Here is a 14415-nt window from a genome sequence, read left to right as displayed (position 1 = left end):
CAACCTGGTTATTTGCCCCAGTGTAGGCAAAAATATTATTTTGGAAATAAATATGCAAGTTGGAGGCCGTCGGATCAAATACTAACGAACTGCTATTCTTCAATGGTGTGACGATAACATTGTTATAGTATAATCCGCTTAATTCCTCGCTCGTTGAAGACCCTCCCGCAAGTAATATAAGACTGTTAAAGCTCTTGTTAAAATCCGGGCTGCGACCGTCGTTCACGCTAATGTTATAGCGAACGATATTGCCCTTGGCAGCATTCATCTGTAAGTACCAACCGCCATAGTTATTTCGGCTGTAATTGTATTCATACACATTGTCCTGACAATAGTTGTCAATGTCCCATGCCATACCGTCATTACTTGCATGATAAGGGTTGTCCAAGGCTTCATTATAGCGGAAGATCGTGCCTTTACTTGCCATAATCCACGCTGCCGCATAGTTTTGCGAACCTAGATATGTTGGCGTTGTATTATTTGGCCCCCAGTTCGTAACCAGGTTACCGCTCTTATCACTTAAATAGCTGTATCCGCTGTCTGTGACCACATTTCGTTCCACAAGGGAGTTGTTCCCACCGGACATGACAATGCCATCTCCAACCGAACTAGAAATCCAGTTGTTTCTAAACACAGCGTTTGATGCCCAAGGATAGCTTGAGTTACTCCAAGTAATGCCTGTGTTATTCGTCCCTGGATTGCTTGGCCCGTAGGCATTATTGCGAATACCTTCGTTATCGCAGCGAAGGGTTTTATTACCTTCAACCAATATATCTACATAACCATTAATAATGATGCCGCCGGATACCTTACTTGCTCCATTTGCTTGGTGCAGCCCATTTACATCATGAACGTAGTTATCTCGAATGACGATTCCTTGCATACGAGCATCAGCATAATCTTGAATATTAAACTGACCTTGTCCCAGCTTGGAAATCCGTGACATTACAGCGATACCGGAACGGCCGTCCCCTGCTTTATTGCCGATGTTCGTTACTTCAATTCCACTGACTACCCAATAGTTAACGTCATATAACTCAATTGTACCGTTTAAGGAAATGCCTGATGGGCTTGATGCTGTTCCTCCACCATTAATTATCGGGCGTTGGTTGGGGTCGGTCGTATTATATTTTGTAAGCGTAATCGGATTTCCTTCCTCACCATTACCGCGCAGTCTGATTTGTTCGTTCCATACGCTATTCGCGTCCAGATAAATGGTTGAACCTGGCATAAATACATATTCATTAATCTTGGAGATTGATTTCCATGCCGTAGCCGGTGTGCGTCCATCTGCTTGATCGTCACCGTTGTTGGAGAAATAATAATCACGGACTTCAAGTGGTAGAATGTTCAACTCGAATGTGATTTCGGCAGGATACAGATCCAGTCTAACGGTATATTTTCCTGGCACGATATTATTTCTTGCGAATGATTCTTTGTTAATTTTCAATACATTACCGCTAACCTTATAATCCACATCCCGCTGCAGTGTTACAGCGCTGATCTCCACGCCAGCTAGATCTGCTAAATCAGGATTTACGGTGATATTATAGTCGTCCAGACCAATAACATATGTGCTGTCTTCCAAGTGGCTATACTCTTTGGGCATGAGCTTTAGCGTAATAGAAGATGTTCCGGTTTGGGCTGTTATTCCACTATCGATAACATATACGTCATCGATAAAGTGCCTGTTCTGTATATCCTTAATCGTTCCAGCCTTGTTGCCCCAGTTCGTAGCAAGCTGCAATGCATCAATCTTGGAAATATTGTTCTTAACTAGGGTATCAAAAATGCCGCCATCTGTTGATTGCCTTTGAATGTCTTGTCCATCGATTTTATAGGTTGTTCCCGTTGATGTAACGAACCATTGGAATTTATGCCAGCCTTCGCTTCGCTTGATATCTACAGGATAGAATCTCCCGGATGAACCGGGTCTGACTGCGTAATTGGTCAGATTTGCGGCCCAATCGCCATCTCCATTTCCATAATTTATTGCGATATGTTCATTGGATGATGGGGTTAAGCCAAAGACAGCGTGGTCATTGGAAGCCGCTCTGCCATCATCATAGTACCAAGCAGTAACGATTGTTGTCTTACCGGTTGCAGGGGCGTAATTATAGGTACCAGGAACAGTAGACACCTGACCGGCGCCGCTTGATGTTGCGGCTTTTCCTCCGGTACGGGACATCACATCGCTGTGAACATATCCGTTCACACCATTTGAAAATTTCTTCTCCCCTTCAAATCCATCGTAAAACATAGTGTCAGCCTTATTGAAGTAATCAACGCTCACTTGAACAGTGATCTCTTCGTTCCCTGTCGGAACATAACCTTTCTTAACCGTTACGAATCCAGTATCATCAACTTCAATCTTATCCTTGTCTTGATCTGCCGGGCTGAAGCTAATGTTATCAGCAACGAACACATCAGCAGTGTCAACGATTAACCGTGTTCTATCTCCTGCCCGTAAAGTATCACTCTGGCGAATTAGTGCAATGTTGGCTGAATATTGTGCACTCTCTCCTGATTCATCAGAGTCCAAGAATCGTGACGTTGCATTGCCGTTTGCTTTTATTTTAAATGTATCATTTAATGTCGGGGACAAAGCCGCATCATTGCTTGTTGCTGCAATCGGGCTTCCTTTAGCCACTCCATTACTGAAGAGTTGAACCGAATAGGCAGATGCGTTGGCGACGCGGTCCCATGTAGCGTATGTGCCGTTCCATCTAACATTTACCGGTACAGGCAATTTCTCAATCTTTAATATTCCGGATGCTGCAACTTCTTCACTGATGTCCCCCGCATTATTAATGACAGTGGCTGTAACAGTGTAGTTGCCCACTCCAAGTGCCCTTGCATAGGGCAGAACATGATGCCTTTCATGATTGTTAGGCTGGTCGGGTCCTCCATTTTTCGATAAATAATAACCAACAGGTCCACCGTCTTTGAACAGTGTTATAAGGGTGTCGCCGTAATTGGAAGCGCCACTATAAATGCCCGTGTCCGAGTCAAGCGTCGGGTTAATTGGTGCATTCACCTGTGTATTGGTGGTTATCAACAACGGTATAGCATTGGATTTCACCACAATTCCGTCTGCCGAAGACACTTCGCAATAATAGAAATTGCCTTGTTGTAAAGCTGAGTCCACATTGGGAAGCGTTAATTGCGCCTTATCAGCTCCGCTGACTTTTGTCCCGTTCAAGCCAGACTCCTCGTCAGATACATACCATTGATATGCTGAAGCAGCGGCTGATGCCGCAACGCTAAATGTTGCTGTCTCACCTTGTTTTACTTTTGCTGCTGTTGGCTGAGTGATTATTTCTAAATTTGGAAATCCACCGGGAGGTACCAAATTCAACGTTAATGTTCTGGTTCCTGTTGTTGTAGCCACATCTTTAACAACATAAAAATCGTCGATTAGATGTTTATTTTTAATATAAGCTTTGTTACCTGACTGGTTGTTCCATCCTCCAGCTATTTTAGGCTGAATGGTTGTACCGCTCTTCATAGCTTTGTAAATATTACTTTGCGCTGAATCAGATATTAATGTTCCGTCTATTTGTAAAGTCGCACCATTCGGTGTAATGAGCCACTCGAATTTATGCCAGCCTGTGGAACGTAAAGCCCCGCTATCTTTCCAACGGTTGCCTGCTGTACCCGCTGATGATGGTGCATATGCCCAAGTATATCTAGTCGGGTTATGAATAACATCAGCCTCTGAACTTTGATAGAATGTCCCGGCAAAGGTGGCATTTTTGCCATCTACAATAGCAAATTGTGTTCTATCCGTCGCTGTCTTCTCCTCATCAGGATACGGGTCAAAATACCATGCCGTCATCTTATAATTGCTACCTGTCGGCAATGCCACGTCTTGGGCTACATTTTCATTATTCGTATCACTTGAAGGTGTAATCGCTTTCATTCCAGAACGGGACTGAGCATCGGAAAGCGTGTATGACGAACCTAATTTGCCAGTTGATGTCATTGGACCGTTGTTGTTCTCGAAATCGTCCATGAATAATACATCTGAGTCATGGTAATAACTCGCCGCGGCCGTGATTGTCACCGGGATGCCCGGAGCACCTGGCAACGCAAATGTATAACCGCTAGCTAAAGTAATGTTCCCCTGATTATTAACAGTTAAAAGATTCGCATTGCTAGAATCATAATTAACCTCGTCAATAACCGGTCCTTTCACGAGACTGCTTAAAGGCGAACCTTTATAGGTAAGATTCACCCTGCCTGCCTGACCTGCCGCTTGTGTCAATTCTAGTACAACAGAGTCAAAAGATTCGCCCCCTCCCGCAGCTGACACTTCAGATGAAGGCGCCAAGCCGAACAGACCAGGGAACACCAACGAAGTTGCCGTAATCATCGACAAAGCTTTTTGCATCCATTTCGATCGTATCATCCAAAAACTTCCTCCCTTTGAAATTAATAAATTAATCATTATAAAAAATCTGCATCTATGGAAGTCTCAATAGACATAGATTTTTATAAACTTAAAAGTATAACTATTCTAGTTCACTACTAATTCACTGAATCGATCACCGTTATATACAATCTTCAACTTATTCGTATTTGCAATTAACGCTCGCAAGTCAGACTCCGCCGATCCGTATAGAATGGAATCTTTCACTTCTTCCAGTTTAAGCTTGGTGATTTCCGGTTTTGTGGTTAATGTTGCAACGACATCCTCGCCCATATATTTACCGATTACTGTCTCACCTACAGAAGCAGCAGCTAAAGACTCCCAGAACTTAAGAGACTCGGTTTCTTCTTTGGATATATCCAAACGGTTTAGCACTTTCTCTTCCTTGGCCTGTCCCGCTGTCGCTAACGCAGCCGTCAATTCATTTGCAACATGAACATATTCCGCACTTTTTGATGCATACTCAACTTGCAACTCTGCTTCGCTCATTTTCGTTTTTTTAACCTGCGTTTCTACCAAATCCGGCCAACGGGCGCCACTTAAATATTGCATGTATTGATTTAAATCAAACTGAGGCAATCCATAGTAAGTCCCTTCTGAATCATCCATCTTAGCTCGCTTAACATTTTCATCTTCCATGTCGGATTTTAGCTCATCAAAGCTTTTGTAAGGGGCGATCCCCCGCTCATCTGCAATAAATTGCTCCTGCTTGTTCTTTAGCAATGCAGTCATTGCAGATTTTTTGGCGTATTCAGTTGGGGTTTCATGATTTTCTCCGTATTGACGTGTCCAGAAGCCCTCATCTACTTGGACCCCATAAGTTCTGAAGAAATAGTCTGCCGTTATAGCTCTATGCTCCTTGACATAAAATTGAAATTCTTCCTCTGTTACGGCGTATCCATCTACTGTAAATATCCAATCTTCAGGTAGCTCCGCCTTTTTGTTAGTTAAACTCAACACGAGTAAAGCAAGAACAATCAGAGTGGTAAACAAGATAATCACGGTTGCTTTTCGTCTAGTAATTCCCATGACGCCCCCCCCCTTTCAAATATTCAACCTAGCTTTGCAAGAAAGCCTATGACAGTGAAATTCGTCACCGTTGTAGAAGAAGTTCCCAAATTTAAATGGTTAAACATAATTGTAAGTTTAGCTGCCCCCTGATGTAAGCGCTTATTTAGACTGGATTAGAACAAATTTGACTTATAAATAACAGTCCTTTTCGCAATTGTGTGTGCTAGGGGATCCGGCCGTTATATTCCCCAAAAACACTAATAGCTTCGCCATATGAAAACAATGGACGAAGCCATTAGATATTAACGTTTAAATTTAATTTTGGGTGATCTTAAATTCAATATAGCAACAGGAGTTATTTAATGAACCTCGTTTGGTGTAAACGCTTTTATTTTGTGAACATTAATTTTTAAATTTAATTAAAAATACCTAGACACGGCGAAAATAGTTGTGATACATTTGTGAATAAGTAATGCTGTTTGGCTAGTAATTTGTAGCGTGTAGGTGAAAAGTGACGTTGAAGATGCGATGATTCCCTGTTGAAGCGCGTATCTTCAAATCTCTTCAGCATATAAGTAAAATGTCACTTCTGCCCTAAAGTTAAAGCGCTTAAACTTTAAGACTTGAATAACACTTATTGTTAAGCGTTTTACTTTGGAGATAAGTCTAAAGGGAAGGAGGATTCATTGACGTTAATTAAACTAACCATCACTTAAGGAGGAATTTTTGAATACTCATGAAATCACCTCAGACACAGTGAAAGTGATAAAAGTGACGTTGAGGATGCGATAAATCCCTATTGAAGCGCGTATCTTCAAATCTCTTCAGCATAAGGAACATGTCACTCCACCCTAAAGTTAAAGCGCTTAAACTTATATGATATGAATAGTGCTTAATGTTAAGCGTTTTACTTTGAAGATCAGTATATAGGGAAGTAAGATTCATTGACGTTAATTAAACTAACCATCACTTAAGGAGGAATTTTTGTGTACTCATTGAAATCGACCTCAGGCACAATGAAAGTGATGTTACTTGTCATGCTTTCGGCGGTTATGCTTCTAGCGACATTAGCCGCCCCTGCACCGCTTCAACCGAAAGCTCACGGAGCGGGTGAATTGAAACCGTTTCCTCAACAAGTCAGCTATCCGGGTATCATTAAACCAAACCACGTCAGTCAATCCTCGTTGAACAGTTCTGTAGCTTCCTACTATGACTACTGGAAGGCAACTTATCTTAAAAACAACTTGACCTCGCTACCTGGAGGGTACTATGTAAAAGGAGATATTACTGGTGAAGCGGACGGCTTTGATCCGCTCGGCACATCAGAAGGCCAAGGATACGGTATGGTCATTACCGTACTTATGGCTGGTTACGATACGAATGCCAGATCAATCTATGACGGTTTGTTCAAAACGGCTAGAACGTTTAAGAGCTCTAACAACCCGAACCTGATGGGATGGGTTGTAGCAGATAGTACTGGGGCTCAAGGGCACTTCGGTTCGGCAACAGACGGGGACCTCGATATCGCGTACTCCCTTATTCTAGCCGATCGCCAATGGGGCTCGTCCGGAACGATCAATTATTTGGCTGAAGCCAAAAAGATGATTGGCGCTATTAAACTTAGCAATGTGACAACTAACAACAGGCTGAACCTTGGTGACTGGGATACGAAGAGCGCCTTGAATACGCGTCCCTCCGACTGGATGCTCAGCCATCTCAGGGCTTTCAATGAAGTAACTGGAGATTCAACTTGGCTAGATGTCATCAACAATCTGTATAACGTATACAGCCAATTTACAGCAGCTTATTCGTCTAGCACTGGTCTGATATCGGACTTTGTGGTAGGCAACCCGCCTAAGCCGGCCCCCAAAAACTATTTGGAAGAGTTCCCTGAAACAAATGAATACAACTACAATGCAAGCCGTGTACCGCTTCGTATCGTAATGGATTACGCCTTGTATGGAGATACCCGCGGTAAAGATATTGCCAATAAAATGGTGGTATGGATCAAAGGAAAAACAGGCAATAATCCGAGCAATGTGAAGGACGGTTACCAACTGAACGGCTCAAATCGCGGTACTTATGCAACAGCGGTATTCGTAGCGCCTTTCATTTCCGCAGCGACGACTACCAGCACGCATCAAGCTTGGGTCAATGCAGGTTGGGACTGGATGAAGAGCAAAAAGGAAAGTTACTACAGCGACTCCTTTAACATGCTGAATCTGCTGTTCATCTCAGGTAACTGGTGGAAACCTACCTACAGTGCTGCGGATACACAAGCTCCCTCGGATCCAACGAATCTGATTGCAACAGCAGCTTCAAGCAGCCAAATCAATCTGAGTTGGACTCCCTCCACTGATAATGTCGGAGTAACCGGCTATCGGGTATTCCGTGGCGGCGTGGAAGTAGGAGCACCTACAGACACATCCTTCAGCGATACCGGACTTACCGCATCGACAGCTTATAGCTATTCGGTGAAAGCTGTCGACGCCGCAGGCAACCTGTCTGCTAACAGCAATACCGCAACAGCAACTACAAGTTCAACTCCTGTCAGCACCAACCTTGCGCTAGGCAAGACAGCGGTAGCCAGCTCTATCGAAGGTGCGGGATTTGAAGCTTCCAAGGCAACTGACGGGAACTCTACTACCCGTTGGGCGAGCGTGGAAGGAAGCAACAATGAATGGATTTACGTCGATCTGGGCGCAACCCAAAGCGTAAACCGCGTCAAGTTGAATTGGGAAGACGCATACGCTAAAGGCTACAAAGTTCAGGTGTCTAACGACGCAACAACATGGACGGATGCTTATGTAACAACGACCGGTGACGGTTCTATTGACGATATTACATTTACCGCAAGTAGCGGCCGTTACGTCAGAGTACTGTGTACTGCTAGAGGGACCGTATACGGATATTCGATATTCGATTTCGAGGTTTACGGCACTTAATTGAACAAATTCTGGCGGATAAGAATCCGTCAGAATTTTTTACTTTTGCTTAGGCCAGCGACGGTTCTAGTTCTACAAACCGTATTTCCACTGGATGCGCAGCCATATTGGACTCACTTCGAATATAGGAAAATAAGAGCCCCTCCATCAATTCATAGTATTGAGTTACAAGCATTTTTCATTATACAATACTAAATTCCAGGAAATAAAAAAGCCGAATGGATCGTTCTCATCCACTCAGCTCATAAGTTTATTTTACAATAATCTGTATAGTATTACTTTCCGTTGTTCCACTTCCATTCATAAACTCACAGCGATATTGATAGATGCCAGGAGATTTCCCTGAAATTTGTGTAGTGGCCGATTGAGCACTTGGTGTTTGTGAAGATAAAGATTGCGTTTCAATAAGTTCGCCATTTTCATATAATCGATACTGTGTTGCGTTCGTGCCCCACCACATATTAGCAGTAATGTTATAGTTCCCATCTTGATCCCAGTTGTCACTAGACAAAACAGGTTTGCCGGGCTTGGCATCAGTCACGGTCACGGTGTGTGGATCACATGAAGTCGTTCCATACAAATTCGATAACTCACATGTATACACATAGGTTCCATTCGGCTTTCCTTGAATAGGAATAATGGAAGTCTGGGCAGCTGGCGAAACATCCGCGAGTGACTTCGTTTGGATCAATTGGTCATTCTCGTACAACTTATACAATGTGCCATTGTTTCCCCACCACATATTCATCGTAACCTCATAATTGCCATCATGTAAGCCTGTCGCAACACCGCTATTATTCGATAGTGTCGGTTTACCTGGCACCCCATTTGCAAGCAACGGCAGACTGGAATGCCGTTCGAACTTGACTGCATCAGCCCTCGTATAAATCATATCAGCAGGTAGAGTTGGCGGATCTACCGTTGTCGGAGTAACCCTTGTTAAACGAACATACTCGCTGCCGTCTCCAGTAAAGTCGAACGTTCCTAGATTAACCCAACCCGACGAGCCAACGGTTGCATCGATATACGTGACTTCGGTAACCGACTGATGCTTCACTTCCACTTTGACATAATTATCATTTGCCGTCGTATGGACGAGCTTGTAGATGGAGACCGTATATTTCCCCTCTGGAAACTGTCCTTTCCACGTCGCGGATGATCCTTGAACGGTAGAGTAACGGGATTTCACACCAATTTTGTATCCGGCTAAATTGCTTTGGCTCCAAGACCCTTCTGTCGTGTACAACCCAGTCGTATTTGTGCTGTCGACAATAACCGTTAATTCCCTGATCGCAATTGTCAAAGGCGGTGTTGTTAAGGTCACCCCGTCAATCGTTACAGTGGCCCATACTTCAATGTGATCCTTTTCCCCGTCGAGACTTAGAAGGGTCAACAAACCGCTACTGTCCACTTCAGCCAGATCGGTTCGATCAACGAAATACTGCACATTTGCCTGTGATAAATCAGCAATCAGACCGTTATCCAAATAGCCGGTTACGCTTAGTTGTACGGTTTGAGTCATCTGCAGTTCGTTCCGATCCGACAGGATCACCGCAGACTCCAATTGCGACATCTTGTTCGGATCCACCCACATCATCGCATCGGCAACTACCCGTGACTTATTGGTCTTATTGGTTAATTCCACGTACCCACTATCGCCTGCTGCAAAAGGATAAGCACCCAGGTACACCCAAGTCCCATTGGCCGCTGTCTCATCTACGGTAACCGAATCGGAGCCTCCGCTATAATAAACGGTAAATGAGGCATTCGTTGCCCAATTTTCACTAACAGCGGTTATTTGCGGAAGCTTATAGTACACACTGTAAGTAACACTTTCCGGCAGCTCAGGTCGCCATTTAATTCTACTTGTCGCTGTACCGGCAGTCGATTTGGCATACACATAGTTATCATAGTAATAGTCGTTAGCCGTTGTATCCCGTATCCAGACGCCTTCTGTCTCTGCCTCCGTATTATCCACAATGATAGATGAACCCTCCTGCCAATCCGGTTGAACTGGAGTTTCGGTTACCTGATCAGGCAGATAGAGAGTCCGCTTGCGAGTCTGTTTCCCGTCCGATTCCACATAATAAGTGAAGGTTTGGGATAAATCGTTTACCCGTATCGACCATTCCATCGGATAGATCTTATCTGGAATGGTTGTATACGTAGCCCCGCCATCCAAGGAATAATGGATCGTCGCTGGTTTCGTCGTTTTTGCCTGCACATAAGCATCGTAGGCCGTTTCGTCGGGCTTGACGATCAGCATGCCTTTAACCGCATCTATTGGACTGTGGATATCGAAGAAATAGCTTGCATCCGATGTATCAGTAGTTCTGACCTGGTGCAGCGGCACTTCAATGTTGAGTCCTTCCACAATGATAGCGGTTATTCCCTTGCTTGAAACCGTGGCTTGAATGATTCCGCCACTCATAACCGCTTGCTCTGGTGTGCCATTGTCGCGGATGATGGTTACGGTATAATCTTGTGCCGGGTTGAACCCAATGATTTGCGCATTCAATTCGATCGGAGTCTGGACTTCAGCTGACGATTCGTTGCTTAACCCGATGTAGAATTTATTCCCACTCTCTCCCGTTATCCAGTTCAATTGAGGATGGTTGGTCTTGATAATCCCCTTGGGCATCCAGAGCCAAACGTCGGAATTACCGTAAAAATCCCCTGGTTTATTTCCATAGAGGTGATATTTGAACCATAAAAAATTAGTTTCAAATACAGAAGGAAATGTAATATTTCCATTCGATTTCAACGATTGTTCGCTGATCAGATAATCCATCGTTTGCCCGAGCTGTCCCGGTATATGGTGATAATAGATGGATGTAGCCCCGCTTGGGCCTTCCAGAGGAAACTCTGGTTCAAGTTGACTAACGGCGAAGCCCTTATAGTAATAGCCTGGATAGCTCGAATATCGTCCGATGACTGCATTATGCGCAATATCCTGTAGCAATTTATCGCCTGTATAGAGCGACAATCTCTGCATGAATGGAGCTTCCTGAGCATTCATCCGATAATAGCCAGTTGTACTTCCCGCTTCAAACGTCAATCCATTGGGAGAGACAAGCCAACTATCCGCTTGTACGCCTCCGGCTACATCTTCTGGGAGCTTGATCCGAGGATATTGATATTTACCACTTTCCGGCCAATGGAACGACTCCGCGTAATTATACGTCTCAGGCTGCGGAATCGTAACGGCACCTTCAGGAACCGGACGAGCAACAAACATAGTTGCATACCGTTTGGCTTCTTTATAAGCAGCATTCAAGTATTTGGGTTCCTGAGTTTCCTCGTAAAGCTCCAAGATCTCCATCCACAGCTTGCTATAATAATAAATGAACTCATTTTTACTCACATTTACGGATGCAGGCGTATCAATATGCTGCATGATATAGCTGTCGGCTGCATCCTTGGCAGCCTGTAAATACTGCGCATCTCCCGTCATACGATACATCATCAGGGGCTGAATGACCGGACCCCGGTCTTTCTGGTCAGGATCACGCACGAGGTACTCTTCCTGTGCCAGCGCTCCAATTCCTGCCGTAGTCCCCATCATCTGATTGACAGCGACTACGCTTGAAAAATCAAACGGCAAGGTTGCCATTTTCCATAACGACGGCACACCGTATACTGGCTTCTGCGTCGGCGACCAACCTATACCATTTCGCGATAAGCCATACTGGACGGACGGCAATGCTCTCGTATCGTAAAGCTGGTCATCCCCAGTCAAATAGTAAGCCCCCAAAAGAACCGCATTCGAGCTTGTTCGAACACTATCCTCGTTTTCGATGTCAATAAAGCCCTTGGCACGGCTCCACCAACCGCTGGGTGACGGGACATAATCAACAGAGTCATCCCCTTGCGGCTCTATCTTAAGTAAATCGATCATATTGAACATCGCGTCAGTAAGCGACTGATCTGATACATTTTCCCGGTATGCGGAATAACTGTACTCATTGCGAAGAATATCCGCGTAGGACTCATACAAATTGCTTTTTTGAGCGATTAGTCCCATATGAAATTGATAAGTGCTTTCTGCGGCCATTTGCGAATAAGTCCCTAATTGAGGAGCATACAAGATTGGCTGTACGCTGCCTTCGTTGTTGACAAGGCTCATGCCAAGCCTTTGTTTCGTAACACCTCCCGTCGGTTCAAATTCAACCGGAAGCTCATCCGAAGGTACAAATACCCCATACGTCAATGGATTGCCCGAACCGTCATTCTTTTCAACCAGACTCATTGGAGCGCTTAGCTCCCTTAAGCTTGTTGATTCCACCGAACCTACCATTTTGGCGTGTGACCTGAAACCATTTAATACTTCATTGACGCCAGAGATCTGCTCTGTAGTGAAAGACTGATAGCCGATCACGTAATTGCCATCCCGGCGGGGTGTAAAAGCGAAGGAAACATCAGGTTTGTCCCCTGACATGGACCAGTTCACTTGTAAATCGTAATCGCTTCCATGTGAAGAATCGGTTAATATCGCCGTGTGGCTGTCAGGGAAATCAATCTTGTCGAATGTAATCCAGCGTTTGTTCATCGTATCGTAGTAATTGGTTAGACTCCCCGCATTCCCATCCAATAAGACCCATTGCTCTTCAAGTCTTTCCGCCACATTATTGACAGGCACCCAATTCCCCGTATCTGTGTCCTTGTAGAACATATCACGAACAATGGATTTGCCACCATCCCATGCTGCTTCATAGAAGGTTACTTTGTAGTTGGCATTCTCGATGCTGCCTTTTTCCGTGTAACTGAGATTCGCCAATGTACGGCTACGCAGCGGAGGCAACGGCGGAGCTTGCTGCCGGATATTCCCTTCAAACTTGACCGCATCGGCCCGCGTAATGATCTTTCCGGTCGTAGGTTGCGTTCGAGTCAGTCTGACAAATTCGCTATCATCACCACTGAAATAATAGGACCCCAAATCAACCCATCCGGCCGATGGGCCCGACGAGGGCCTCAGATCCATAAACATGACATCCGTAATCCCATTGTGAACAATTTCAATTTTAACATTACTGTCTGCTTTATCCGCCCAATCAAGCTTGTTGAATGAAATTTTCGCCGTCCCTGCTTCCAATCGCGGATTCCATGTGATGCTTCTTCCTACTGCATCGGTAAATTTGGAACTGGAATTATTATATCCCTTCACTCCCGTACTTGTAGTCCAATAAGGAGCGGAGAACCCGTTATTTGCGTTATCTACATCAGTGGTGACGACATCATCAATCGTGATGCTTCCATCATCAATGATAATCGTCTTATGCGGCTCTTTTTGCTGAATATTCCCTTCGAACTTGACCGCATCTGCTCGCGTAATTATCGTGCTGGTTGTGCTGGTAGACCGAGTTAATCTAACGAATTCTTTACCAACTCCGGAAAAATAGTACTCTCCCAAATCAACCCATCCCGCAGGAGCACCAAATGAAGGCCGCAAATCCATATAGAGAACATCCGTCGTTCCATTGTGGACGATTTCAATTTTTACATTGCTATCAGCTTTATCTTCCCAGTTAAGTTTGTATAACGAAATTTTCGCCGTTCCCGCTTCCAATCGTGGATTCCAGGATATCGCTCTGCCTGCTGTACTCGTATATTTAGAACTGGAGTTATCATATCCCTTCACCCCTGTACTTGTGGTCCAATTCGGAGATGAATATCCGTTGTTCTCGTTACCCACATCAGGTGTCACAACATCATTGATCGTGATGCTCCCGTCATCGATGATAATCGTCTTATACGGTAAGGGCTCCGCGTAAGCGGTCCTTATTCCGACTAGGCTAAAAGGAACTAATATCGTCATGATGAAAACGATTAAGAAAAACAGCTTCCTTTTTATCATACAACTCACAGCCTCCCTTGTGTTGATAACGCTTTCAAAATAATGTTTCCCTCCTTTGTTCGAAGATCGTAAAGAAGCAATTAGCCTTATCCTTCTGGCTAAGACCGCTCTGTAAGTTTTATCATAGCATGTTACAGAACTGTGAAATTTCTTTGATTTTAAGAATTTCTTAT

At 44.4% G+C, this 14415-nt stretch carries 3 protein-coding genes and 2 pseudogenes; 2 read left to right on the top strand and 3 right to left on the bottom strand.

From position 1 onward, the window contains the following. Both ACWNM1_RS17875 and ACWNM1_RS17870 read right to left on the bottom strand, forming a co-directional pair. Positions 1 to 4411: pseudogene (locus ACWNM1_RS17875) on the bottom strand (hypothetical protein); the annotation flags it as partial. A 108-nt stretch (positions 4412 to 4519) separates the two neighbouring features. After that, a complete protein-coding gene (locus ACWNM1_RS17870; protein WP_449601994.1) occupies positions 4520 to 5461 on the bottom strand; it encodes a hypothetical protein in 942 nt (313 codons plus the stop codon). Positions 5462 to 6549: 1088 nt separating this feature from the next. Between ACWNM1_RS17870 and ACWNM1_RS17865 the strand changes: the two are divergent. Both ACWNM1_RS17865 and ACWNM1_RS17860 read left to right on the top strand, forming a co-directional pair. Continuing rightward, positions 6550 to 7698: pseudogene (locus ACWNM1_RS17865) on the top strand (glycosyl hydrolase family 8); the annotation flags it as partial. Beyond that, positions 7675 to 8388: a galactose-binding domain-containing protein gene (locus tag ACWNM1_RS17860; RefSeq protein ID WP_449601998.1), complete on the top strand. Its 714-nt coding sequence runs from the start codon at positions 7675 to 7677 to the stop codon at positions 8386 to 8388. The pseudogene ACWNM1_RS17865 and the gene ACWNM1_RS17860, both read left to right, overlap by 24 nt. A gap of 250 nt (positions 8389 to 8638) precedes the next feature. Here the strand turns inward: ACWNM1_RS17860 and ACWNM1_RS17855 are convergent, their stop codons facing one another. Beyond that, positions 8639 to 14242: a golvesin C-terminal-like domain-containing protein gene (locus ACWNM1_RS17855; RefSeq protein ID WP_449601992.1), complete on the bottom strand. Its 5604-nt coding sequence runs from the start codon at positions 14240 to 14242 to the stop codon at positions 8639 to 8641. Positions 14243 to 14415 lie beyond the last annotated feature (173 nt).

Source organism: Paenibacillus sp. Marseille-Q9583, assembly GCF_976954365.1.
Note: the sequence above shows the minus strand (reverse complement) of the source record. Positions and strands in the feature narration are given on the sequence as shown.

Excerpts from the sequence above, each read along its gene's own strand:
- ACWNM1_RS17855 (WP_449601992.1), bottom strand. The coding sequence starts at position 14,242 with ATGATAAAAAGGAAGCTGTTTTTCTTAATCGTTTTCATCATGACGATA.
- ACWNM1_RS17870 (WP_449601994.1), bottom strand. The coding sequence starts at position 5,461 with ATGGGAATTACTAGACGAAAAGCAACCGTGATTATCTTGTTTACCACT.